The organism is Photobacterium iliopiscarium, from assembly GCF_003026395.1.
Classification (GTDB): domain Bacteria; phylum Pseudomonadota; class Gammaproteobacteria; order Enterobacterales; family Vibrionaceae; genus Photobacterium; species Photobacterium iliopiscarium.
The window spans coordinates 35888-60676 of the sequence record NZ_PYOO01000013.1 but is presented as its reverse complement, the minus strand read 5'-3'; the positions used below and the strand labels follow the sequence as shown (position 1 = coordinate 60676).

The window sequence follows — 24789 nt, the reverse complement described above, 5'->3', positions numbered from 1 at the left end:
CTGCGTCCTCTTTTTATAGAAAATATAATATTTAGTATTGGGAAAAACCCGTTACTTAAACAATAACGCCAACACACAATATTGCGCATTGGCGAAAATAATGTTTTTATTTTAACAAAGCTTGTATTTGCTCGCCAGTACAACCAAAGCGGCGCTCACGATTAACAAACCATGCTACAGCATCTACCAAACTTTGTTCATTAAAGTCAGGCCAATGTTGTTCAGTGAAATAGAATTCAGCATAAGCCGTTTGCCACAGCATAAAATTACTAATGCGGCATTCACCACTGGTACGAATTAATAAATCAACATCCGGTAAGCCTTGAGTCACTAATCCCTGCGCTAAATCTTGTTCAGTCAGCGATTCAATATCAAGTTGTTGATCAATTACACGCTGCATCATTTGTTTAGTAGCTTGAAGAATATCCCATTGACCGCCATAGTTAGCTGCCACATTTAACACTAGCCCAGTGTTACCTTCAGTTAACAACTCTGCTGCTGCAATTTTTTTTTGCAATCGAGCACTGAAGCGACTTTTATCTCCGATAATACATAATCGAATGTTATTTTTATGTAGTCTTTTTACTTCACGACCTAAAACAGTCATGAATAATTCCATTATCAGTGAGACTTCATCCTCAGGACGACGCCAATTTTCACTACTAAAAGCAAACAAGGTCACGACTTTAATTCCGAGTCGATTTGCAGTAGAAACTGTTTTACGTACCGCCTCTACACCTGCTTTATGGCCAAATACTCGCGCTTTACCTTTGGCTTTAGCCCAACGGCCATTACCATCCATAATCACTGCGATGTGTTGTGGAAGATAGTCGGCTGAAGGAACAGCGTCTATTGAAGGTTGTGCCATATTTATCCCTCAAAAAAAAACGCCGTGCTGCCGCACAGCGCCTTAACTTTGTCAGCTAAATTAAGACTAATGTCTTAAACTTCCATTAGCTCTTTTTCTTTCACTTCAAGAACAGCTTCAATGTTCTTGATAGCTTCATCTGTTAGTTTCTGAATTTCATCTTGTGCACGACGATCATCGTCTTCAGAAATATCTTTATCTTTTAGTAAAGATTTAACTGTTGCATTTGCATCACGACGAATATTACGTACAGCAACACGGCCTTGCTCAGCTTCAGCACGTACAATCTTAACAAGATCACGACGACGTTCTTCAGTTAGCGGTGGCAATGGTACTCGAATAACAGTACCTGCTGACATTGGGTTTAAACCCAAATCAGACATCATAATCGCTTTTTCAACTTTCGCTGATAATTCACGGTCAAATACCGTAATCGCCAATGTACGTGAGTCTTCAGCAACCACGTTAGCAACTTGCTTTAGTGGTGTGCTTGCGCCGTAATACTCAACATAGATAGTATCAAGTAGGCTTGGATGTGCACGGCCAGTACGAATTTTTACTAATTGACCTTTCAGTGCATCAACACTTTTTTCCATGCGCGTTTGCGCGTCTTGTTTAATTTCGTTAATCACGATAAATACCTTAAATTATGCAGTCATCATAGCGCTGATCGTCAGCGCCACATTAATCAATTAACAAGGCTTAAGCGTTAGTGATCAGCGTACCTTCTTGCTCACCCATAACAACACGGCGTAATGCACCTGGCTTATTCATGTTAAATACACGAATTGGCATGTTGTGGTCACGAGCAAGAGTAAATGCAGCCAAATCCATTACCTTAAGTTCTTTTTCAAGCACATCTTGGTAGCTCAGCTGTTCACAAAGCGTTGCATCTGGATTTTTAACTGGATCATCCGTATACACGCCTTCAACTTTTGTTGCTTTTAATACTACATCAGCTTCGATTTCGATACCACGAAGACATGCTGCAGAATCGGTAGTGAAGAACGGATTACCTGTACCTGCTGAAAAAATAACAACACGGCCTTGACGTAACTGACTGATCGCATCAGCCCAGTTATAATTATCACATACGCCGTTCAAAGGAATAGCAGACATTACTCGCGCGTTCACATAGGCACGGTGCAGCGCATCACGCATTGCTAAGCCGTTCATTACTGTTGCTAGCATACCCATGTGGTCGCCCACAACTCGGTTCATACCTGCTTCAGCCAGACCAGCACCACGGAATAGATTACCGCCACCGATAACAAGGCCTACTTGAACACCTAATTCAACGAGTTCTTTCACTTCTTGTGCCATACGGTCAAGAACTTGAGCGTCAATACCAAATCCTTCTTTACCTTGTAGTGCTTCACCACTTAGTTTAAGAAGAATACGTTGATAACTTGGTTTAGGGTTTGTGGTCATGTTTTTTACCTTCCAGGCTGATTTTGAGATATGGAGTTGTAAAAAGACCGCAACGTCGGTTGCGGTCTTTGATATTCTGATTAAAAAGGATTAGCCTTTTTGAACAGCGGCTACTTCTTCAGCAAAGCTCATTTCTTTAGCTTTCTCGATACCTTGACCAACTTCTAAACGTACGAAGTTAGTTACTGTAGCGCCTGTTTCTTTCAAGATATCACCAACAGTTTTCTTTGGTTCCATGATGAAAGCTTGGCCAGTTAGAGAAACTTCGCCAGTAAACTTCTTCATGCGACCTTCAACCATCTTCTCAGCGATAGCTTGTGGCTTGCCTTCGTTCATAGCGATTTCAACTTGAACTGCGCGCTCTTTTGCTACAACTTCAGCTGGTACGTCAGTTGGGTTAACGTATTCAGGGTTAGATGCTGCAACGTGCATTGCAATGTGCTTAAGAGTTTCTTCGTCGCCGTTACCAGCAACAACTACTGCGATACGAGTACCGTGAGTGTAAGCAGAAACTTTATCACCAGCGATGTATGCTACGCGACGGATTGAGATGTTCTCACCGATCTTAGCAACTAGCTCGATACGTGCTTCTTCAAATTGTGCTTGAAGTTCTTCAACTGTTGCGTGGCTAGCAAGTGCTGCATCAGCAACAGAGTTAGCGAATGCAAGGAAGCTACCATCTTTAGCAACGAAGTCAGTCTGGCAGTTTACTTCAACAAGAGCTGCTTTACCGTCAGCATCTTTGATGATGATAGTACCTTCAGCTGCTACGTTACCTGCTTTTTTAGCAGCTTTAGCAGCACCGCTCTTACGCATGTTTTCGATTGCTAGCTCAATATCAGCGTTAGCTTCTACTAGTGCTTTCTTACAATCCATCATACCTGCGCCAGTACGTTCACGCAGTTCTTTAACTAGGGCAGCTGTAACTGTTGCCATGTGATAATCCTCAGATTTGAATTCGTTGAGTAAAAATCAGGGGCCATTATCGGCCCCTGGTAACCATTCTTAGTTTACGCAAGGTAACTTAAGATGCTTTATGTAAAGCAGCAGGCTATTAAGCTTCAGCTACGAAACCGTCTTCTTCTGCTTGAACAGCGATATCTTGGTTACGAGCTTCTTTAACAGTTTGAGCTACAGCACCAGTGTAAAGCTGAATCGCGCGGATTGCGTCATCGTTACCTGGGATAACGAAGTCAACGCCGTCTGGATCAGAGTTAGTATCAACAACAGCAAATACTGGGATACCTAGGTTGTTAGCTTCTTTGATTGCGATGTGCTCACAGTCAGCGCCGATTACGAACATTGCGTCTGGTAGGCCGCCCATGTTCTTAATACCACCTAGTGATTTCTCAAGCTTTTCCATTTCACGAGTACGCATAAGCGCTTCTTTCTTGGTTAGCTTTTCGAAAGTACCATCAATAGATTGAGCTTCAAGTTCTTTAAGACGCTTGATTGATTGACGAACAGTTTTCCAGTTAGTCAACATACCACCCAACCAACGGTTGTTTACGTAGTACTGGTCACAGCTGATTGCTGCTTCTTTGATTGATTCGCTAGCTGCGCGCTTAGTACCAACGAAAAGAACTTTACCTTTACGTGCAGCAATTTTTTCAATTTCAGCTAGTGCTGCATTGAACATTGGTACAGTTTTTTCTAGGTTGATGATGTGTACACGGTTACGAGCGCCGAAAATGAATGGCTTCATTTTTGGGTTCCAGTAACGAGTTTGGTGACCAAAGTGTACACCAGCCTGAAGCATGTCGCGCATTGATACAGTTGCCATTGAATAATCCTCAAATGGGGTTAGGCGTCCACATATCCCATCTTAAAACCGACCCTATGATGACGTATAGCCATCGTTATCTAGTATAGATAACTGAGCACCCCGGCAGATGTGTCGATATGTGTGAATAATAAATAAAGTATGTGTAATCCAATCAAGTTGCACCATTACACACATTAACCTCACCACTAGGGTTAAATTATTGCTTATAACAGAAACAAAATCACTGTTTACGGCGCGCTTTATACCATAGAACGACCAATAAAATCCAGTCAAAATTGGATATGAGAACTAATCTTATCTTCCCTTTAACCCCTTGCGGCTGGTAATATAGATCCACACAGAAACATACAGATTGAGACGATTTTATGAGCATTAAGATCAAAACGGCTGAAGAAATTGAAAAAATGCGTGTTGCTGGCCGCTTGGCTGCTGACGTATTAGAAATGATCGAACCGCATGTAAAGGCAGGTGTAACGACAGAAGAGCTAGACAAAATCTGTCATGACTACATCACTCAAGTTCAACAAGCGATTCCAGCACCGTTGAACTACCACGGCTTTCCTAAATCTGTGTGTACCTCTATTAACCACGTTGTTTGCCACGGCATTCCTGCATCAGCAGATGAGATTGTTGTAGAAGCTAACGGCAAATATAACAAGCCCGCAATATTAAAAGATGGCGACATCATTAATATTGACGTGACAGTGATTAAAGATGGTTACCACGGTGATACTTCAAAAATGTTTGAAGTAGGTGAAGTATCTCTTGAAGACAAACGCCTTTGTCGTGTTGCTCAAGAAAGCCTTTATCTGGCAATCAAAAAAGTAAAACCGGGCGCGAAAATTGGCGATCTTGGTACCGCCATTCAGAAATTCATTAAAGCGGGTAGTAGTCGTTTTTCTATCGTGAAAGATTATTGTGGTCATGGTATTGGTAACGAATTCCATGAAGAGCCACAAGTGGTTCACTACAAAAATGGTGATCGCACGGTAATGAAAGAAGGCATGTGTTTTACTATTGAGCCAATGATCAATGCGGGTAAATTCAGCTGTGAATCTGACGAACAAGATGGTTGGACAGTTTACACAGTTGATGGTAAAAAATCAGCGCAATGGGAACACACACTACTTGTTACTAAAGATGGCTGTGAAATCTTAACACTACGTAAAGATGAAACCTTGCCACGCTTAATGCATAACGCATAACGCATAATTCGTTATCGGCATTAGCACCGTAACTAAAATCAAAAAAACCGACCGTTTGCGTCGGTTTTTTTATATCTAGCGATACAGTTCACCATTCGAAATGGTTATAGTAAATGTAAGATACCCTTACTGCACGGACAGCCATGACAGATATTTTAGCGACTCAACTTTCTGATTACCTCGACGATGCCATTACTCTCGACAGCTTACGTAGTGCCCTTTCCCATTTTGCTGAACAACAAAAACGACAATTTAAACAGCAAAAATCCATTATCGATTTAGTGACTGAACGCAGTCATTTTATCGATCAATTATTGATTCGGCTATGGCGTTTTTATGGGTTTGAACAACAACCAGATTTAGCTTTAATTGCCGTTGGTGGTTATGGCCGAGGCGAATTACACCCGCTGTCTGATGTCGATCTGCTTATCTTAAGTCAGCACCCATTAGAAGAAGCTGTTGCGGCTAATGTCAGCGCGCTAATAACGTTATTATGGGACTTACGCTTAGAAGTCGGTCAAAGCGTACGAACAGTTGATGAATGTATCGCAGTTGGTAAAGATGATCTTACTGTCGCGACGAATTTAACTGAATCACGCTTTTTATGTGGTAACCAGCAAACCTTTCATCAATTAACGGTGGCGATTAACTCACCGCAGTTTTGGCCAAGCGAAATATTCTTTCAAGCCAAATGTGAAGAACAACGGGTGCGTCATGCCCGCTATCACGATACAACCTATAACCTTGAACCTGATATAAAATCAAGTCCCGGCGGGCTACGTGATATTCATACCTTAAGTTGGGTCGCACGGCGTCATTTTGGTGCCACCAGCTTATTGGAAATGAGTCACCACGGTTTTTTAACTGATGCTGAATACCGCGAACTGGTTGAATGCCAAAATGCGTTATGGCGAATTCGATTTGCACTCCACATTGAATTACGTCGCTATGATAATCGGCTCACCTTTGATCACCAGACATCTGTCGCAGAAAACCTCGATTATCATGGTGAAGGTAATCAAGCAGTCGAAATGATGATGAAGGCTTTTTATCGCATTTTACGTCGCGTGGCAGAACTCAATAAAATGTTACTACAACTGTTTAATGAAGCGATCATTAAACCCGACTCTCGGCTTGCGCCCATTGTACTTAATGATGATTTTCAATTACGCGGTAATTTAATCGAAGCCACCAAACCGGCCTTATTCCAAGCCCGACCAGAAACCATTCTCGATATGTTTCTTCATATTGCGCAAAATTCTGATATTGAAGGTATTGCTGCACCAACATTGCGTCAATTACGCACCGCTAGACGTCGTCTCAATCGTTTTCTCATTGAGATCCCAGCGGCCCGTGAAAAATTCATGGAATTAGTACGTCAACCTAATGCACTTCAAAAGGCATTTCAATTAATGCATCGTCACGGGGTTATTGCCGCCTACTTACCCCAATGGAGCCACATCGTGGGTCAGATGCAATTTGACTTATTTCATGTGTATACCGTTGATGAACACAGTATTCGAGTGATTAAAAATCTACATAAATTTAACGATCCTAATCAGCATTCACAGCATCCGATTTGTTGTGAGGTTTATCCGCGTTTAATCAAAAAAGAAATCTTAATCTTAGCTGCAATATTTCATGATATAGCAAAAGGTCGCGGCGGGGATCACTCTAAATTAGGCGCAGTTGATGCTTATGATTTTTGTATTGAACATGGGTTATCTCACCCCGATGCAGAAACGGTGTCATGGTTAGTACAAAAACATTTATTGATGTCAGTTACGGCTCAACGACGTGATATTTATGATCCTGAAGTGGTGGCAGAATTTGCGAAACAAATGGGTGATGAAGAACATTTAGATTATTTGGTGTGTTTAACCGTGGCTGACATTTGTGCCACCAACCAAGATTTGTGGAATAGTTGGAAACGTACTTTACTAGCAGAACTTTATTACTCAACCCAAAAGACATTACGTCGCGGGTTAGAAAAAACACCCGATATGCGCGATCGCATTCGTCATAATCAACAGTTAGCATCAGCAATATTACGCGGTAAAGGCTTTATGCCACGTGATATTGAAGTGTTATGGCGACGTTTTAAAGCCGATTACTTTCTACGTCATACTCATAAACAACTCGCATGGCATGCACAAGCGTTATTAAAACACAGTGGCGATAAACCAATTATCTTGATGAGTAAGAAAGCTACCCGTGGCGGCACTGAAGTGTTTATCTACAGCAAGGATAAAGCCAAACTATTTGCGATTGTGGTCTCTGAATTGGATAAGAAAAATTTAAGTATCCATGATGCCCAAATCATGAACAGTAAAGATGGCTATACGCTAGATACTTTTATGGTGCTTGATCCCAACGGCAAAGCAATCAATGAGAATCGTCATACGGGGATCATTAGAAATTTAACCAAAGCCCTTACCGCGATGAAATCTGAACGTAAAATTCGCCGAGCACCACGTAAACTGCTTCATTTTAATGTGCCAACAAAGGTTGAGTTTTTATCAACTAAAACTGGACGTAAAACCATGATGGAATTAGTTGCGTTAGATATGCCAGGATTACTAGCGAAGATCGGCGCTGTATTTGCAGATCTTAATGTCAGTTTACAAGCTGCAAAAATAACCACTATCGGTGAGCGAGCAGAAGACTTTTTTATTATCGTTAATGACACGGGTGGGCGCTTAACCAAAGAACAACAACAATTATTACGCCAAACATTAATTACCACAATCAATAAGCATGCCTAAATAATCACAATGCGGTAAAAAGTAAATCCACATACCCCGTTAGTTATTAACGGGGTAACGTTCTATTTTAATATCTATCATCAATGTTAAAGTAACACTGACATTATGCTGCTACTTGATCTGCACTAGCAATAAATTGTGTAAACCAGCTATCGGCAACATCTAATGGATCAAAATGTATCCCAGCATCAATATCTAATCGAGGTTGAACCGACGTTGAATGAAGTTCAGTTAATAACGCATCAAATTTACGTCCTGCACCACAAAAACGATCTTCTCCATAGCTAGAATCACCTAATGCTATTACACCGTAGTGTTGCTTAGGCAATAACGGGAATTGATCTTTCAATGCAACGTACAGAGGCAATAGATTCTCAGGGATCTCACCTTGCCCCGTTGTCGAAGAAATCACTAACACGGTATCAGCATCATAAGCCATAAAATCATCTAACGTTGAGTCAAAAAAAATCTCAACTTGCGCCGATGTTAATTTAGCGGCTAATGTCTCAGCTAACGCTTCTGCTCCACCATATACAGAGCCTACAAATATGCCTAACTTATTCATTTTCCGCTCTCCTTTGCTGTCAGACGTCCTCAATAAGGGACTATTACCAATCTGGCAACTCCACCAAAGAAAAGCAAGTTATGGTGTGAATTAAAACTAATAAATTTGCACTACCGCTCATTCATGACGATTAAGTGCTATTTTATATTACGCATCAAGCAACAGTAATGATGACCAATTAAATCTTGTCAGAACACGTTGCCAAACATCATCAACCTCTGCGCGAATATCAACAGCAGCACCTGTAACAGGATGATTAAATTGTAATCGTGACGCATGTAACATTAATCGATGGCAATCAAGATTTTCGCGAAACATGCGGTTGTGCTTACCATCACCATAATTCACATCACCAATCATATGGTGATCTAAATGATGCATATGGCGGCGTAATTGATGTTTACGTCCTGTTTCTGGTTTCAGCTCGATCAAGCTATAACGACTAGTCGCATAACGTCCCACGGCAATATCCGTTTCAACTGTCGCTAACGGTGAATAAGCGGTTATTGCCTCTTGCGGCTCTTTATCTTCAGTGGCTTTTTTGTCGGCAATTTTATCTAACATGACTTTTAGTGGGTAATCCAACACTGCCGCTTCTTTAATCCAACCTCTCACAATCGCATGATAAGTTTTATGCATTTCTCGACCAGCAAAAACGGGCATCATCATTGCGGCAATTTCACTGGATAAGCCAAATAAAAGGACACCTGATGTTGGCCTATCTAAACGGTGTAATGGAAACACATGTTGACCAATTTGATCACGTAATGTTTGCACCACAAACACAGTTTCATGACTGTCTAACCAAGAGCGATGCACCAACATACCTGCGGGTTTATTAATCGCAATTAACGTATCATCTCGGTATAAAATTTCCAGTTCCATTCTATTCTCTTAGTCTTTAAACAATTGATCAATTTCACGCACTGTCGTCACAATATCTATTGTTCCAACTTGATTTTTCATTGCCTCTTCCACATAAGGCGAAATAGAAAATTGAGTCGGTAACGGTAACCGCTGCACGATCAAATAACGTAATTTGGGAATAAAAATCCATTGTAACCATTGATGACAAGCCAAGGTATCAATCGCAAATGGTTCAATACTCGCTAACGCTTGAGGATCAGGAGCAATAGTTTCCCAATATTGATGTTGTTGTAGAATATTTTCTAATTGAGTGAGTAATTGCTGACTTTGATGATACTTATCCACCATAACCCCTCTTTTATTGATAATAAAAACGGCGCAGGATAGCATTTCAGTTCCAACGCCCCAACTATATTATGGTGATTAGCAACCTATTCACAGGTATGCTGAGCCGATGCTACTAATTATACTGACGAGCTGATTGAAGGAGCTTTATTTATTATGTCCATGGAAACATTTCATACTTTAACCCAACTACTTGATAATGCTGGTTGTCGTTATAATATTTTTGATTTGGGTCGTCGAGTTAATGAAATTGAGAGTGAGCAATTTAAAGCCGTCGAAGAAAATCGTCAGCCTTACCCATGGCCACTTCAGCAGCATGCTCATATTGCTATTTCATTTTGGCAACATCAACAACCACCTTGGGTATGGTTTTTACGCTTACCACTAGATGAACGTGGACTGCTAAAACAAGCCGCTGTCGGTGATTTCATTAAATATGTTATTGAAGCCATGGGCGCGAGCTTAAACAGTACCCCAACCGAAGAAGAACAACAAAAGCTCGCCAATAACCCTTATACATTTAAACCCAATGACGACAAGATGGCGATTTTTAATGCGCAACTACGGGTATTACTTAATTTACCACCAAGTCAATATTATGCAGATGCACAAGCTTATTTATCAGGCCAACAAGATTGGCAGCAATGGCAACATATTGGCTTGCAAGGATTAGCCGATATATGCGCGCGTATATCGCAACACAACAATGCAACCTCGTTACGTAAAGCGTTAAACCATCTACCCATGACGCCTTTGTATGCATTACTAGGTTGCCTTGAGCATTGCTCTATTCCAGCAGCTCTTACCCAACGAATAACAGAACGATTAACGCTAGAATGCCAACAACGACAACCCGATTTATTTTTAATTGCGGCTTTAGTGCGCGCCCTTGCGGGTAGTACTCCACAGCACTTAAAACAAACATTAACCACTATTTTAAACCAACCTTCGTTATGTCACCGAGAGGTACTTATCGCTATCGCTGGTCGGTGTTGGAGTGGCTTTTCTGATATAGACATCGCGTCATTATTTTTATTACGCTTAGCTGAAACTGAAGATCAAACATTGTTTAATCAATTATTTACTGATCTTGTCATGCAACCATTATTACGTGGCATCATGTTACAAATACTTCATGGCCAAGCGGATCCTGCATTGATCATTGCCATTCAAAAATTACAACAGCATGCTAAGAATCACTAATCGCATTCATCGTTTATAAGGGCTTTTTACTCTATGGATAACCTGTTCGGTATTTTAATTATTGCTATTATCGGCTTTTTATTTTGGCAGCAACGACGCCAAACTGAATTAGCGCAGTATTACATTGAGCAGCGTTGTAAAAATATGGGCTTGCAAATGATCAGCTTTGCTCGCGGTGAACAAAAGCTCAAAGATCATCATGGTGAATGGGGGTGGCGGACAGTGTTTGTGTTTGAGTTTTCAACCGATGGTATGGATGTCTATCAAGGCTATATTGAAATGAAACGTTTACGTGCGAGCTATTTTTATGTGCCCCCGCACCGTATTCCAGAAGGCTGTGATTATTAATTTAGCGAGTCAAAAAAGAATGGGCGCGACAATAAATATTGTCACGCCCTTAGATATTACTTTTGCAGCAATCCAGCTACTGTCGTGCTCCCTGCTATCAATCCTTGATATACTTAAATCCCCAGATAAATCTTAACTTCATCCTAGAAGTCATTCTTCGGTAATCCCTGACCCATCAGCATATCCAACACTGACTCTCTCTCCACTGGGAGGTGTCCTTTGCTTCATTAGAAGTTATTCCTGACTTCGTTTTGAAGAGTTCCCTATTCCATCCTAGAATATTGTCATCCTGACTAATAGATATCCTATCTATGGCTCTCTATCCCAGAGAAACCCATGCATCCTAGCTAGATGATTAATCCGTATCACCTATGTGCTCTTCCTGAGCGGCCAACTCCGTGGCTGTTCCTTAATCCTTGTCAGCTCCAGCTGATAACAATATATTACTCGATCATAAAAATGACGCAATAATAAATATTCTATTAATTATCAATCATAATAATTAACAATAATTAACCTTAGCACAAGGCATTGATATATATCATTTTTACCACCTTGCTGTGACAATTTATTGACACTAATAACGAAAAAATCCTACACACTTGTAAGAGATCTCTTACAACATCAATAGAAAAAAGCCATTAATAATAACAATAGGATCATTTAGTGCGAGATGCGAGATGCGAGATGCGAGATGCGAGATGCGAGATGCGAGATGCATGTAAAAACAAGTTACCTAAATGGGTCAAATTTAATATACCGTGATAATTAAATACCTGACTTTTTTGGATCGTACAAAAAAGAGCGGGCGCGACTTTCGTCGCGCCCTGAGGTCTTACTTGCAGCTATCCCGCTACTATGTTGCTCCCTGCATCCATCCTTTGATTGCTGTGTTCCGTCAGCATTATCCTTTGTACTTCATCCTGAAGTTGTTCCTATGGCTATCCTAACCCGTCATCACATCCTGTTCTGACTCTCATCTCCTTCCTGGAGGTGTCCTTTACTTCATCCTGAAGTGATCCTTTATGCCTCAAATCTTAGAGGTGTCCCTTACTTCATCCTGAAGTGATCCTTTATGCCTCAAATCCTAGAGGTGTTCCTTACTTCGTCCTGAAGTGATCCTTTATGCCTCAAATCCTAGAGGTGTTCCTTACTTCGTCCTGAAGTTATCCTAGCCTTCCTGACAGATAAACATCCTGTTTATCTTTTATACCGCATCCCACAGTATTCCTTTCACATTCCATGTTTGATAAACCATCCTAGCTTACCAATATCTCATCCTGAGACTGCCTGTATCCGTGGCGCTTTCCTGTTCCGTTATGTCGTATCCTTTCGACACCACTAATATTATGTGAATTACTTAATAAATCCTACATAGCTCAAAATATCTTTTTTATTATCTTATAATTAACCAAGCGACACATTAAGAATAAAACCAACAATAACAATAAGTTAATACCAAAATACAATTATAGTGTCATTATCCTTATGCTTATCTCCCACAGATTTGTAAGAGATCTCGCACACAGGCAATAGTCAAAAACTATTCATTATTTGTCATACTTTATCACAACAAGTAAAATATCGTTATTACACAAGGAGATAAAGGTGCGAGGTGCGAGGTGCGAGGTGCGAGGTGCGAGGTGCGAGGTGCGAATAAAAGCAAGTTCCCCAAAAAGAATCAGATTTAATACTGCTGCCATTAAATAATTTTATTTGAGGATTATACAAAAAAGAGAGGGCGCGACTTTCGTCGCACCCTTAGGTCTTACGTGCAGCAATCCCGCTACGATGTTGCTCCTTGCATCCTTCCTTTGACTGCTGTGTTCCGTCAGCATTGTCCTTTATACTTCATCCTGAAGTTGTTCCATTGGCCATCCTAACCCGTCATCACATCCTGTTCTGACTCTCATCTCCTTCCTGGAGGTGTCCTTTACTTCATCCTGAAGTGATCCTTTATGCCTCAATCCTAGAGGTGTTCCTTACTTCGTCCTGAAGTTATCCTAGTCTTCCTGACAGATAAACGTCCTGCTTATCTTGATACCATATCCTATGGTGTTCCCTTCACATTCCATATCCGATAAACCATCCTAGTTTACCAGTACCTCATCCTGAGACTGCCTATATCCGTGGCTCTTTCCTGTTCCGTTGTGTCGTATCCTTTCGACACCACTAAGATTACGCTTTTCATTATTAACTACAATCTATACATAAAGGTTTTTTAATATTTTTTTCATTTAATTTCACATTAAAATTAAAAAGTACTTATAAATCAAAAATATAAATATTAACAGATGATAATTAACACCACATATACACTCAATATCTCACGCACTTGTGAGAGATCTCTTACAACGAGACTAGTCATTTGACTAATGGTAACTATTTATACTGATATCCACTATACTCATAAACAAACAAAACATGGCTAAATAAGGAATAAAAATGGAAGCATTCAACCACAATTTAGCGAGTTTATTCAGCCAATTAGGATTAGATAATTCAACCGACTTTATTGAGCATTTTTTACAAACGCATTCATTAACACAACCACAAAAATTAGCAGAAGCGCCCTTTTTCACCGTAGCTCAACAACAGTTTATTAATGAGGCACAACAACAAGATGCTGATTGGTGTGAAGTCATCGATCAATTAGATGTGCTACTGCGAAAATAATCACAATATTGACCAAGGAATCATGATGTCAACCATCACTCAAGAAATAGAACAGGCGATAGCAAGCTTAGTGGCTGAAAATAAACAACCCTCAACGGCATTGATTAAAGCACGTCTTACCACATCACTGCCTATTCCTGTGATTATAAAAGCACTACAAGCATGGCAAAAAAATGCCAAAGTACCGCATATAGAAAAGCAACAACAGGTATTAACGACCGAGCAACGCCTTGAACAACTTGAGCAACAGCTACTGGTACTTTCGACACGTTTAGCGCGATTAGAAGCTGATCGCTAGTCATAAAAAAGCACCTAATTTAAAGGTGCTTTTTTAATTACTATTGAAAGTTCCACGACATATTAGACACAATTCGACAACGATCACATTTAAACTGAAATAAGCCATGTAATGCTTCTGGCACTCGCCATTCACCATCACAACTTGGGCATCGACGGGCAAATTCAGCCGCTTTACTTTCACCGCCAACACGGTATTGATAATAATAAGTTGGTACTTCAGTGGTGGTTTCGATATGACGGCATAATTCGCGCCCACGCACAAACAATTCACTGTCTACATCACCAATTTCAGCCAATGCCATACTCACCGCAGTTGGACTTTTAATCGCCATTTGAATTTCATCAAAAGCTTGCCACTCTGTCTGCCATTTAATAATCGCTTTATAGTCATTATCTGTCGTCGCCCCGGTTTGGTATAACGGGATTGGCAATAATGTGTCACCACTACGAAGTGGTGAGCAACTATGCACATAAGTGGTGTAAAGCACTTGCCATGAAGGTGAAAAACTTTCAGCAACCGAATCAGAATTAAGATCAATCCCTAATATTTTTACTTTAGGTGCCAGTAAACACGCGACCGTTAATTGCTCATAACACTGATCCACTTGCGGACTATTAAATCGAGAATGAAGACTTTCTTTCTCCGGGCACACAACGCGAACGCGAAAGATACCATCATCAATAACGACAGGAAATTCACGTCCAAGTACTTGACCGTTATAGCGCAATGCATCCATTAAGCCATTAATGGCAGTATCTACTTGCGATAACGTTGTGTTATCAAAACATTCAAATTGTAACTCAACAACAAACACGTATTACACCTCAGCGACTAATGGCTGCAATTGCTGTAAGAACATCACTACATCATTTGCTAACACTTGACGAGTATCTTTACCCAATGTTTCTAACACCACTTGGCCGGTCATATTACAAATAGAAATGACTTGTGATTCATCATCTACAACCGCAATAAATACCGTGGGTTTCAGCTTCATTCGGCGTTGAGTCACCAAATGTCCAAGAATATTTTGTTGTAAACGTTCAATATCATCGTCATTAAATGCCTGTAATAAATCCAAAGATAAATCACCAAACATAGCACTCATATCACCACTATATTGCGAGCCATAAAAAGCATTAATGTCACTATGAAGTGATAAATCCATGCCTTTTTCGACGCCATCTAGAGCAATCATAGACTGGCGAACAATGGGTTTCCAAGTTACATTTTGACCATCATCAACAATAACGCAGGGTGAAATAAGCCCCACTAAATGCTCACTTTCGGGAAAACCGCGATCGGCATCACACCATGCTTGTAAATAACGAGCAGAAAAATCAGATAAAGCGCAGGTAACAGGATGATTCATTCGCAACCTCATAAAAGATTCAGTAAACTTTAGGTTTAAACCGTTTCGACGGACATCTATTCTAATCCAAGAGTGTCATAGACAGTATGAGTAAATATAAAGACGCTAAAGAATTAGCAGGTTTAACCCTTGGCAAAAAGACAGAGTATAAAGATCAATATGATCCATCACTACTGCAACCCGTACCAAGAAGCTTAAACCGCACCGATATTAATATCAGCGATGATGCACTGCCATTTACTGGCTATGATATTTGGACATTATACGAATTATCTTGGCTCAATAATAAAGGCTTACCACAAGTTGCCATTGGTGAAGTTCGCTTACCCGTAACAAGCCCAAATCTTATTGAATCAAAATCTTTCAAGCTATACCTTAACAGTTTTAATCAAACCCGTTTTGATAGCTGGCAAGATATTGCAGATACACTGCAAATTGATTTATCTCGCTGTGCTGGTGAAGATGTTGATGTCACCATTCAACCTCTGACTGATTTTAATGAGCAGCCGATTGTTAATTTCTTTGGCGAATGCATTGACGATCAAGACATTGAAATTAACGACTATGCTTTTAAGCCAGAATATCTTGAAGGTGCCGCTGATAACAACGATGTTGTAGAAGAAATTGTTCATAGTCACCTACTAAAATCAAACTGCTTAATCACTAATCAGCCTGATTGGGGTAGTGTACGTATTGCTTATAAAGGCAATCGTATCGACCGTGAAAAATTACTGCGTTACATTGTGTCATTCCGTAATCACAATGAATTCCACGAACAATGTGTTGAACGTATTTTCAACGATATTATGCGTTTCTGCCAACCAGAATTATTAACGGTTTATGCGCGCTATACCCGTCGTGGTGGTTTAGATATTAATCCATACCGTACCAATATGGGTAAAACGCCAAGTGATAATTTCCGCCTAGCACGTCAGTAATTAGATCCTAACGACGAATTCAACATTAAGTCCGGCAAAAATCTTTACTTTGCTGGACTTGATGTATTAACCCAGTAAAATCAACACTATCTTATGTGTTATTCTGCTGTTTTGAGATTATATGAATTTTCGGGGCCTATTTCTTTCTGGGTTAGTATTACTAACAACTTCATTTGATCTTCAAGCAAAACTTTATAGCTCGCCGATCCTCACTGAGGCACATAATTTATTAGTTAATCAGCCACAACGAACACTTATTATCACTCAAAACTATCTCGAACAACGACGTCTTAGCAAACCTCAAGATCCATCCCGAATTCATCTTAACGGTGAAGCTGATCATTCAACCCGCACACCACTTAATACCGTTAATGCACTACAACTTCAAGCTCAAGCTCTATCACTATTACAACGGCCAGAACTAGCGATTAAAGCGATTAGAAAAGCTGAAAAAAAAGCCTTTGATAATAATTTTATGTTCAGTGTTTTTGAAAGCCGTATCTTATTGGCACAATTTTATTGGATTAACTTAAGTAATAGTGCAACTGCCCTAAAAATACTCAACACCCTTAGCGTTGATATAAAACATTCACAACCAATAAAACAAACCCGCCAACAACAAGAATTAAAATATCAATCTTTAATGCTGCGAGCTCGAATTGAGTCAAGTTTAAATAAAGACGAAGCTGCGGAAAAACTATTTATCAAAGCTAAAGGGTATTTAGTTGCTTTTGACGATAAAGATGAAACCATTAATTATCAGCTCACATTAGGCCAACATTATTTACGTCATCATCATTATGATATGGCACTTGATCGCTTATTAAGCGGTTATTGGCTCGCGGTTGAACATGAAGATCAACCCCAAATTGCGCGTGCTAACTATGAATTAGCACAACTGTTTGAAGAACGTCATGTGTTTGATAAAGCATTAGAACATGCGACTCAAGCGGGAGAGTTTTTTGAACGCTATAAACGCACTCAACAATTAGCAAAAACATTAACCTTAATTGCTTCAATCTATGAGCAACAAGGTCGTTATAATCTTGCTTTAGTGCATTATTTTAATGCGCTCGACCAAGAAAACCAGCTTAAACATGATGTTCGTTCAGCCTCTTTACGACTTAATATTGCACGGGTTTACTTACACTTATATAACTACCCAAAAACAGAACAATACATTATTCAAGCGCGTAATCTTGCTCTTCAAAGTGGTAATGAAAATATTGTAGCGGAAAGCCAAATTCTACAAGGGCAATTAGAGCTCGAAAAAGGCGCATTAGACGATGCCATTACTTCATTGCAAGCAGGATTAATTTCAGCCAGTCGTATTGGTGCGACAGATTTGCAATTAATAGGCGAATCAATATTGTCAAAAGCGTTTGAAAAACAAAATGACTATTACAACGCTTTACTCAGCCAACGTCGTTATGAACAACTGTATGTTGGTAAACAAAAAAACGCGACCAAAAGTAATACTGAAGTATTTAAGCAACAACAAAAAATGATGGAACGCTCACTGAAGCTTGAAGAGATGGAACGAGAGCAATTCATTAATAAAAATGCGCTCTATAAACAGCAACAAATATCTTTAGCCCTTATTGGGGGATTGGTTCTTTTATTGTTACTATTATGGCGTCGCCAACATATAAATAAACAATTAAAACAGCAACTTACAAAGCTAACCACCGATTACTATACTCATCCACGTAGTGGGTTACGTAATTTGCGAATGCTTAATGCTCGTTTAGCTAACTCACTCCAACAAAGTAGCGCTAACTTTGAACAATGGCATCTTGGTGAAATTATTAATGAACCGTTAAGTGATCGGTTACGCTTTGCCTTATTTGAAGTCTCTTTTTTAAAAAATATTTATCTGGAAAAAGGTTACCAACAAGGGCTTGCTGCTGAAAAGGAATTTGGTGATTATTTACAACAACAAGTATTAGAACCCGCGCGTATTTATCATTTTTCTGATGCGATGTTTTTATATATCGAACCCAATGCACGTTTGAGCTGTGATCCCAAACAACTTGCCGACTCAATCCAGCAGCTAATTGATAATTATACTTTGCCATTAAATATCGAAACCGCATTACAAATAGGCATGGCCGAATACCCCTTTTTACCACGATCATATACCGCGATTAATGATCAAGAATTAATTGATATTTTACTAATGACTGTTGATGCTGGCGTCAGCCTCAATAATAAATATTCAGGTAGCCACTGGGTTCACTTATCCGCGATTGATGCCGCCCCCGCAGCCAGTTTTGTAAGTGACAATATTCGTCGATCTTGTATTAAAGGAATAGCAAAAGGATTAGTAAAAGTACGCAGTTCAACCAACAATGAAATAATTTGGAACTACGATCACAATATTAACAAAGATATCAACTAAATATATAAATGTTTCAAAAGTTTGTAAAATAGCGCTAACTATTGTCATTTATTTTTGGTAGCCTACTTTAAAAATAACTATAACATTATGAATTAAATGATATTTAAAGTATTAATACAGATACATAACCAATGATAGATATTAGCGAAATTGTTGCTGAAGTTAACACTCTAAAACAACAATTAGACCACGCTCAACTCTCTTACCGTGATTCTAACCTAAAATCGCGGCGTGAAATTGTAATATTAAAACGTCTAATTACTCGCTTAACCATTGCTTGTCGAGGTATTGATAATGAACTCGACAACACCTTGCAATCTATAACCCATGATCTTGAACAACCTTTAGAGATTAGTCGTCTGATTCCTCGGTTAGCGATTGTTGAACGGCTAGTTACTCAACAAGCTGATGTGATCCAACATCAAAATAACCACCTACAGCAACAAATTAATCAACGCAGCCATACCCTGATACAACATCAAAATTTACCCATGTCATTACAGCAAGATTTAGATCATCTTGTTAGCCAACAACCGACCACATTATTAGATAATCATCAGCGTATAGTTCGCTTACTTGAGTTGTATGAGCGCAGTATAAAATCACTAACAGCCACCGATAACAAAAACACATTATCTAATGATAATCAGCCCAACTTTAGTGTTGAATTAGTTGCCGAATTACAACAAATCATCACCGAAATAGACTTTATCAATGATCAAGGTCAGCAACTATTTTCTATTCGCAATCAATTAGCACAAGGTGTCGACCAACAAACACTGCTGGCTTTATTAATCCAAGTTTTACGCCTTATTGTCTCAGGTACCCATAATGAGCGTTACGCATCGCAACGATTTCTAAATACACTGAATAGCGATTTAGCCTCACTCCAAAAAAATACCGCCCAAACGGCCAGTTCTTTTTCTGTATTGCATCAACATCGACATGATTTTAATACTGGTATATCAACGATTGTCTCTAATATTGATCAACAACTTACTACACCAGAGGGCATTACTGCCTCATGGGAAAATATTATTTATGAATTACAACAATTAGCACAGCGTAATAGCCAATTAGAGCAACGGGAACAAGCGTTAATTGAACAGTTAAATCATACCGATAATAAAGTGCAGCAATTACAACAACAAACGTATAGTTATCGCCAACGATTAAGCCAACAAGAACAAAATATTTTTCGAGATAAATTAACCTTAACCTATAACCGCAGCGCGTTTAATGATCGTATTGAACATGAGTATCAACGTTGGCTACGCTATCAAAATCCATTACTGCTAGTGCTGATTGATATCGATAATTTTACCCAGTTAAATAATAACTATGGTCACCATGCGGGTGACAAAGCGCTTAAAATTATCGCACAAACGATTAGTCACCAATTAAATCCAACCGATTTTATTGCTCGCTTTAATGAAGATGCTTTTATATTGCTACTAACCGATATCGATCAGCAACAATGCCAGCAATTAATGAACAATATTCAAACTGCGATCACTCAATTACCATTACATTTTAAAGGTCAGAGTATTTCGATATCGGTGTCTATTTGCACCTCATTTTTCAACCATAATGACACACCTAAAAATGTTATCCAACGTATTGAAACCGCACTGCGTCACAGCCAAATCCAACGTTGTAACACTGTTATTCATCAATAATTAACCCGCCTCAACAATCGTGTCTATCGCGATATTAGGTTCTTATATTATTATTATCATTTACTGGTCAAAGATAAAATCACTGTGTATGGTAATGAAAGAAAAACAAATTATCTTACTGTTCTTTATTTGATTTTTGCACCAGTCCTGTAGTGAATACACCTTGCCTTCTGCCTTATCTTAAAAAAGAACATGCTGTTTCATCATTACCAGGGAGGTTATTATGATAACGCATATCAGCCCTATCGGCGCCATGAACCTATTGTCTCAAATAGAAGCCGACAGCCTAAAAGCAACCGCATCCAGTGATTTATACCGTCTCTATCGAAACTGCTCGCTGGCGGTTTTAAACTCAGGCAGCCATACGGATAATTCCAAAGAATTACTTGAAAAACATCTCGATTTTGCAATTAATTTATTACGTCGTGAACGTGGTATTAAAATCGAGCTGGTGAACCCACCCGAACATGCTTTTGTTGATGGTCGTATTATTCGTGGCATTCAAGAACACATGTTTTCAGTATTACGCGATATTATTTATGTCGATATGCACATCGCACGTCGTAATGATATTGACCTTGCCAGCGCCCCGCACATTACCGATTTTGTGTTTAGTCTGTTACGTAATGCTCGCACCCTACATGCAGGTGAAGATCCTAATATTATCGTATGTTGGGGTGGTCATTCCATTAACCCAATTGAATACCAATATACCCGTGAAGTCGGCAATGAATTAGGGTTACGTGAACTCAACATTTGTACAGGCTGTGGACCAGGCGCCATGGAAGGTCCAATGAAAGGTGCAGCCATTGGCCATGCTAAACAACGTTACTCTGGCAGCCGCTTTATTGGTTTAACTGAACCATCAATTATTGCCGCAGAGCCACCAAACCCGATTGTTAATGAGTTGGTTATTTTACCTGACATAGAAAAACGGTTAGAAGCCTTTGTGCGAGTGGGCCATGGGATCATTATTTTCCCCGGTGGCGCAGGTACAGCAGAAGAACTACTTTATATTTTAGGGATTTTGATGCATCCCGATAACGCTGAACAACCACTGCCATTAATCCTCACCGGTCCCAAAGAAAGTGAAGCCTACTTCCGTACCCTAGATGACTTTATTCGTGACACGTTAGGTGACGCTGCCACCCAGCATTATCAAATTATTATTGATGATCCCACTGAGGTTGCGCAAGTAATGAAAGCATCGATGACGCGAGTAAAAGAACATCGCTTAGCAACGGGTGATGCTTATTGCTTTAACTGGTCACTGACGATCCCTGAAGATTTCCAAATGCCATTTGCACCGACACATAAAGCGATGGCGAGTTTAGATTTACATATGGATCAACCAAAAGAAAAACTGGCGGCTAATTTACGTCGAGCCTTCTCTGGTATCGTGGCTGGTAATGTCAAAGAAGAAGGCATTCATGAAATTGAGCAATATGGTCGATTTAAGATCGACGGTGATAAAGTCCTAATGCAACGGATGGATAAACTATTGAAAAATTTTGTAGAACAACAACGAATGAAATTACCCGGCAGTCAATATGAGCCGTGTTATGAAATCGTTAATACGCATGATCAAACAAAATAATATCGTCATTTGCTCATAGTTTTGCGTACAATAAGGAGCCTAAGCGCTCCTTTTATTCATCTAAATAGAATTTATTTATGGCTATCCACCTTGTTATTATTGATGCATTAAATCTTATTCGCCGCGTTCATGCAGCGCAACCGGGGCAACCCGATGTCGACAACACCGCAAGAGTGTGCTGTCAGGCATTACAGAAAATCATTAATAGCACGGAACCGAGCCATATTGTGGCGGTGTTTGACCATAATAGTGATGATCGCGGTTGGCGAGCAGAATTACTGCCGCATTATAAAGAAGGCCGTAAACCGATGCCGCCTGAACTATTAACGGGCATGAATATTATTCAAGATGCGTTTATGACCATTGGTATTGATTCATTATTATCTGATGGCGATGAAGCAGATGATCTCGTCGCAACACTAGCCTTAAAAGTCGCTTCTCGTCATGAGCAAGTTACTATCGTTTCAACCGACAAAGGCTATTGTCAGTTACTACAACCGACGTTACGTATTCGTGATTACTTCCAACAACGTTGGCTTGATAGCCCTTTTATTGAAAAAGAATACGGGGTTAAACCGCAGTTATTAACTGACTATTGGGGATTAGCAGGCATCAGCTCCAGTAAAATCCCGGGTATTGCAGGCATTGGTCCTAAAGCGGCGGTGGAATTATTAAGCCTCTACCCTAATCTTGACGCGATTCTAACCGCGACCGATCTTGCTCCTAAATGGCAAAAGAAAATCACTGGCAATGAAGAAACAGCACGAGCATCAAAAGCGGTAGCAAGCCTAAAAACTGATTTAGAACTTGGCTTTAATTTACAAGATATCCGTTATCACGATGTCACTCAGAATTAATTCAGCGTAAATTCCAGCCATAAAAAAACGCCACCCTCAAAAGGATGGCGTTAATAATAATCCGTTACGCTACCTTCAAATTAATATGCAGAGCGATTATCCAAGCGTTGAATATGCACCGTGATTTCTTCACGGTCATGGTACAAATGCTTAGCCTGAAGTTTAAACTTAACCCCATTTTTAATCAGTAGTACTTTTAGATTTTCAATATCTTGTAGTACTTCGTCATAACGGCCTTTCATTGGCAGTTTAAGGTTAAAAATAGCTTCTTTGGCCCATGCTTTAATTAACCATTCACCAATAAGGTGCGCCACACGGGCTGGTTTTTCAATCATGTCACACACAATCCACGTAATATTCTTACGTGCTGGCTCATATTTAAAACCATCAACGGCGTGGTATTTAACTTGGCCGGTATCCATTAAGCTTTGCGCCATAGTACCGTTATCAATCGCATGAACAAACATCGAACGTTTCACTAATTGATACGTCCAACCACCAGGACAGGCGCCTAAGTCAACACTCCACATACCTGGGGCTAAACGCTCATCCCACTCTTCACGTGGAATAAACACATGAAATGCTTCTTCTAATTTCAGCGTTGAGCGGCTTGGTGCATCTGATGGGAATTTAAGACGAGGAATACCCATAAAGAACTGTGAGTTATTTTGCGGGTAAGAATAGCCAACAAAACAACAACCAGGAGCAATAAAGCACACGTGTAACACTGGCTTTTTATGGTTATCTTTAACGTATAAAATATTACGCTTACGCATTGCTTGACGTAATGGCACTGTAAATTTACGACAGAACTTTAATAGCTCTTTCGCTTCATTAGTATCCGGTGTTTCAATACGTAAATCACCACAGATAGGGAAATCATCACCAATGGCTTCTAGAATAGGTGAAATACGATCTTCTGTTGGCAAACCAGTTAGCATTGCTGACGTTGCAAACATTTGGCGAGCAAAGATCAACTGCGAGAATGGCTGCAATTGAATAAACTTATTTGCATCACCTGCTTGGTAAAACTCAAATAACACATAACCTGAATTGTTTTTCGCCCGAGGGAAACCAAACAATTCCAGCGTATTTGCTTTGTCTTGAACCTCTCCGGCACATTCTTTCTCAAAGCCAGGACGACAGTACAATAAAACTTGATTCACGTTGGAACCCTCAAGCTGAACGCCAGGCTGCTATTGCAAGCATCACCCAGCCAATAATAAAACATATTCCACCCATCGGAGTGACGGGACCAAACCACTTAATGCTAGTTAAAGCTAACGCATATAAACTGCCACTAAAACAAATTATACCGAGGCCAAAAAACAGCGCCGCGTATGATAACGCTTTTGATGGCAAAAAGCGTGACAATATTCCACAAGCTAATAATGCTAAGGTATGCCATGCCTGATATTGAACCCCAACCTTAAACACATCGAGTAAGTGGGGCGCTAAGCGATGGCTTAACCCATGCGCAGCAAATGCACCCAATGCCACCATGACCACACCACTGCATGCAGCACACACTAACATTAATCGTGATTGATGACGCTGTTTAACGGTTAATTCAACCATCATTAAT

At 39.9% G+C, this 24789-nt stretch carries 23 protein-coding genes; 11 read left to right on the top strand and 12 right to left on the bottom strand.

Features of this window, described 5'->3' with window-relative positions; translation table 11 throughout:
• Positions 1-106: 106 nt before the first annotated feature.
• The 5 genes from uppS to rpsB all read right to left on the bottom strand — a co-directional run bounded on the left by uppS (position 107) and on the right by rpsB (position 4082).
• Entirely contained in the window at positions 107-802 is a 696-nt protein-coding gene (gene uppS / locus C9J51_RS15915; RefSeq protein ID WP_373455680.1) for a polyprenyl diphosphate synthase, read from the bottom strand.
• Positions 803-942: 140 nt separating this feature from the next.
• Positions 943-1500: a ribosome recycling factor gene (frr, locus tag C9J51_RS15910; RefSeq protein ID WP_036793412.1), complete on the bottom strand. Its 558-nt coding sequence runs from the start codon at positions 1498-1500 to the stop codon at positions 943-945.
• Between the two features lie 70 nt (positions 1501-1570).
• Positions 1571-2299, bottom strand: coding sequence for a UMP kinase (gene pyrH, locus C9J51_RS15905; RefSeq protein ID WP_045037469.1), 729 nt, complete (start codon positions 2297-2299; stop codon positions 1571-1573).
• Between the two features lie 90 nt (positions 2300-2389).
• The gene (gene tsf, locus C9J51_RS15900; RefSeq protein ID WP_045037470.1) at positions 2390-3235 is read right to left on the bottom strand and encodes a translation elongation factor Ts; all 846 of its coding nucleotides are present in this window, start codon (positions 3233-3235) and stop codon (positions 2390-2392) included.
• 118 nt (positions 3236-3353) lie between these two features.
• Positions 3354-4082, bottom strand: a complete 729-nt coding sequence (rpsB, locus tag C9J51_RS15895) for a 30S ribosomal protein S2 (RefSeq protein WP_036793406.1) — start codon at positions 4080-4082, stop codon at positions 3354-3356.
• A gap of 368 nt (positions 4083-4450) precedes the next feature.
• Here rpsB and map point away from each other — a divergent pair, with 368 nt between their 5' ends.
• Together map and glnD are read left to right on the top strand one after the other, a co-directional pair.
• On the top strand, positions 4451-5290 hold the full coding sequence (gene map / locus C9J51_RS15890; protein ID WP_045037471.1) for a type I methionyl aminopeptidase: 840 nt from the start codon (positions 4451-4453) through the stop codon (positions 5288-5290).
• Positions 5291-5433: 143 nt separating this feature from the next.
• Positions 5434-8055 (top strand): bifunctional uridylyltransferase/uridylyl-removing protein GlnD, encoded by a 2622-nt coding sequence (gene glnD, locus C9J51_RS15885; protein WP_045037472.1) that lies wholly within the window; start codon positions 5434-5436, stop codon positions 8053-8055.
• A gap of 103 nt (positions 8056-8158) precedes the next feature.
• On the opposite strand, the gene C9J51_RS15880 is transcribed toward glnD, so the two are convergent.
• From C9J51_RS15880 to C9J51_RS15870, 3 genes are all read right to left on the bottom strand, one after another.
• Positions 8159-8620, bottom strand: coding sequence for a flavodoxin (locus C9J51_RS15880; protein ID WP_045037473.1), 462 nt, complete (start codon positions 8618-8620; stop codon positions 8159-8161).
• Positions 8621-8767: 147 nt separating this feature from the next.
• Positions 8768-9505 (bottom strand): tRNA pseudouridine(65) synthase TruC, encoded by a 738-nt coding sequence (truC, locus tag C9J51_RS15875; protein ID WP_045037474.1) that lies wholly within the window; start codon positions 9503-9505, stop codon positions 8768-8770.
• A 9-nt stretch (positions 9506-9514) separates the two neighbouring features.
• The gene (locus C9J51_RS15870) at positions 9515-9835 is read right to left on the bottom strand and encodes a YqcC family protein (RefSeq protein WP_322788514.1); all 321 of its coding nucleotides are present in this window, start codon (positions 9833-9835) and stop codon (positions 9515-9517) included.
• Positions 9836-9988: 153 nt separating this feature from the next.
• Between C9J51_RS15870 and C9J51_RS15865 the strand changes: the two genes are divergently transcribed.
• The 4 genes from C9J51_RS15865 (at position 9989) to C9J51_RS15845 (ending at position 14357) form a co-directional block, all read left to right on the top strand.
• Positions 9989-11035, top strand: a complete 1047-nt coding sequence (locus tag C9J51_RS15865; protein ID WP_082301507.1) for a DUF3549 family protein — start codon at positions 9989-9991, stop codon at positions 11033-11035.
• A 33-nt stretch (positions 11036-11068) separates the two neighbouring features.
• Entirely contained in the window at positions 11069-11383 is a 315-nt protein-coding gene (locus C9J51_RS15860; protein ID WP_045037476.1) for a DUF3301 domain-containing protein, read from the top strand.
• Between the two features lie 2445 nt (positions 11384-13828).
• Entirely contained in the window at positions 13829-14059 is a 231-nt protein-coding gene (locus C9J51_RS15850) for a DUF2789 family protein (protein WP_045037477.1), read from the top strand.
• 22 nt (positions 14060-14081) lie between these two features.
• Complete coding sequence (locus C9J51_RS15845) at positions 14082-14357, top strand: hypothetical protein (RefSeq protein WP_373455736.1); 276 nt, start codon at positions 14082-14084, stop codon at positions 14355-14357.
• A 40-nt stretch (positions 14358-14397) separates the two neighbouring features.
• Here C9J51_RS15845 and C9J51_RS15840 read toward each other — a convergent pair whose 3' ends face one another.
• Together C9J51_RS15840 and syd are read right to left on the bottom strand one after the other, a co-directional pair.
• A complete protein-coding gene (locus C9J51_RS15840; RefSeq protein ID WP_045037479.1) occupies positions 14398-15174 on the bottom strand; it encodes a Zn-ribbon-containing protein in 777 nt (258 codons plus the stop codon).
• A gap of 3 nt (positions 15175-15177) precedes the next feature.
• Positions 15178-15732 carry a SecY-interacting protein gene (syd, locus tag C9J51_RS15835; RefSeq protein ID WP_045037480.1) on the bottom strand — a complete coding sequence of 185 codons (555 nt, stop codon included), beginning with the start codon at positions 15730-15732 and terminating at the stop codon, positions 15178-15180.
• 86 nt (positions 15733-15818) lie between these two features.
• Between syd and queF the strand changes: the two genes are divergently transcribed.
• From queF to xni, 5 genes are all read left to right on the top strand, one after another.
• Positions 15819-16670 carry an NADPH-dependent 7-cyano-7-deazaguanine reductase QueF gene (gene queF, locus C9J51_RS15830; RefSeq protein WP_045037481.1) on the top strand — a complete coding sequence of 284 codons (852 nt, stop codon included), beginning with the start codon at positions 15819-15821 and terminating at the stop codon, positions 16668-16670.
• Between the two features lie 121 nt (positions 16671-16791).
• Complete coding sequence (locus tag C9J51_RS15825; protein WP_107275242.1) at positions 16792-19071, top strand: tetratricopeptide repeat protein; 2280 nt, start codon at positions 16792-16794, stop codon at positions 19069-19071.
• 131 nt (positions 19072-19202) lie between these two features.
• Positions 19203-20750: a GGDEF domain-containing protein gene (locus C9J51_RS15820; protein WP_107275241.1), complete on the top strand. Its 1548-nt coding sequence runs from the start codon at positions 19203-19205 to the stop codon at positions 20748-20750.
• A 223-nt stretch (positions 20751-20973) separates the two neighbouring features.
• Positions 20974-22347, top strand: a complete 1374-nt coding sequence (gene ppnN / locus C9J51_RS15815; protein WP_045037483.1) for a nucleotide 5'-monophosphate nucleosidase PpnN — start codon at positions 20974-20976, stop codon at positions 22345-22347.
• 77 nt (positions 22348-22424) lie between these two features.
• The gene (gene xni / locus C9J51_RS15810) at positions 22425-23204 is read left to right on the top strand and encodes a flap endonuclease Xni (protein ID WP_045037484.1); all 780 of its coding nucleotides are present in this window, start codon (positions 22425-22427) and stop codon (positions 23202-23204) included.
• Between the two features lie 80 nt (positions 23205-23284).
• Here the strand turns inward: xni and rlmM are convergent, their stop codons facing one another.
• A complete protein-coding gene (rlmM, locus tag C9J51_RS15805; RefSeq protein ID WP_045037485.1) occupies positions 23285-24370 on the bottom strand; it encodes a 23S rRNA (cytidine(2498)-2'-O)-methyltransferase RlmM in 1086 nt (361 codons plus the stop codon).
• A 10-nt stretch (positions 24371-24380) separates the two neighbouring features.
• A complete protein-coding gene (locus C9J51_RS15800) occupies positions 24381-24785 on the bottom strand; it encodes a DUF423 domain-containing protein (protein ID WP_373455654.1) in 405 nt (134 codons plus the stop codon).
• Positions 24786-24789: the final 4 nt, after the last annotated feature.

What these genes read in the sequence shown, in the direction of transcription:
- uppS (WP_373455680.1), bottom strand. Translation starts at nt 802, where the DNA reads ATGGATGGTAATGGCCGTTGGGCTAAAGCCAAAGGTAAAGCGCGAGTA.
- pyrH (WP_045037469.1), bottom strand. Translation starts at nt 2,299, where the DNA reads ATGACCACAAACCCTAAACCAAGTTATCAACGTATTCTTCTTAAACTA.
- tsf (WP_045037470.1), bottom strand. Translation starts at nt 3,235, where the DNA reads ATGGCAACAGTTACAGCTGCCCTAGTTAAAGAACTGCGTGAACGTACT.
- rpsB (WP_036793406.1), bottom strand. Translation starts at nt 4,082, where the DNA reads ATGGCAACTGTATCAATGCGCGACATGCTTCAGGCTGGTGTACACTTT.
- map (WP_045037471.1), top strand. Translation starts at nt 4,451, where the DNA reads ATGAGCATTAAGATCAAAACGGCTGAAGAAATTGAAAAAATGCGTGTT.
- glnD (WP_045037472.1), top strand. Translation starts at nt 5,434, where the DNA reads ATGACAGATATTTTAGCGACTCAACTTTCTGATTACCTCGACGATGCC.
- C9J51_RS15880 (WP_045037473.1), bottom strand. Translation starts at nt 8,620, where the DNA reads ATGAATAAGTTAGGCATATTTGTAGGCTCTGTATATGGTGGAGCAGAA.
- truC (WP_045037474.1), bottom strand. Translation starts at nt 9,505, where the DNA reads ATGGAACTGGAAATTTTATACCGAGATGATACGTTAATTGCGATTAAT.
- C9J51_RS15870 (WP_322788514.1), bottom strand. Translation starts at nt 9,835, where the DNA reads ATGGTGGATAAGTATCATCAAAGTCAGCAATTACTCACTCAATTAGAA.
- C9J51_RS15865 (WP_082301507.1), top strand. Translation starts at nt 9,989, where the DNA reads ATGTCCATGGAAACATTTCATACTTTAACCCAACTACTTGATAATGCT.
- C9J51_RS15860 (WP_045037476.1), top strand. Translation starts at nt 11,069, where the DNA reads ATGGATAACCTGTTCGGTATTTTAATTATTGCTATTATCGGCTTTTTA.
- C9J51_RS15850 (WP_045037477.1), top strand. Translation starts at nt 13,829, where the DNA reads ATGGAAGCATTCAACCACAATTTAGCGAGTTTATTCAGCCAATTAGGA.
- C9J51_RS15845 (WP_373455736.1), top strand. Translation starts at nt 14,082, where the DNA reads ATGATGTCAACCATCACTCAAGAAATAGAACAGGCGATAGCAAGCTTA.
- syd (WP_045037480.1), bottom strand. Translation starts at nt 15,732, where the DNA reads ATGAATCATCCTGTTACCTGCGCTTTATCTGATTTTTCTGCTCGTTAT.
- queF (WP_045037481.1), top strand. Translation starts at nt 15,819, where the DNA reads ATGAGTAAATATAAAGACGCTAAAGAATTAGCAGGTTTAACCCTTGGC.
- C9J51_RS15825 (WP_107275242.1), top strand. Translation starts at nt 16,792, where the DNA reads ATGAATTTTCGGGGCCTATTTCTTTCTGGGTTAGTATTACTAACAACT.
- C9J51_RS15820 (WP_107275241.1), top strand. Translation starts at nt 19,203, where the DNA reads ATGATAGATATTAGCGAAATTGTTGCTGAAGTTAACACTCTAAAACAA.
- ppnN (WP_045037483.1), top strand. Translation starts at nt 20,974, where the DNA reads ATGATAACGCATATCAGCCCTATCGGCGCCATGAACCTATTGTCTCAA.
- xni (WP_045037484.1), top strand. Translation starts at nt 22,425, where the DNA reads ATGGCTATCCACCTTGTTATTATTGATGCATTAAATCTTATTCGCCGC.
- C9J51_RS15800 (WP_373455654.1), bottom strand. Translation starts at nt 24,785, where the DNA reads ATGATGGTTGAATTAACCGTTAAACAGCGTCATCAATCACGATTAATG.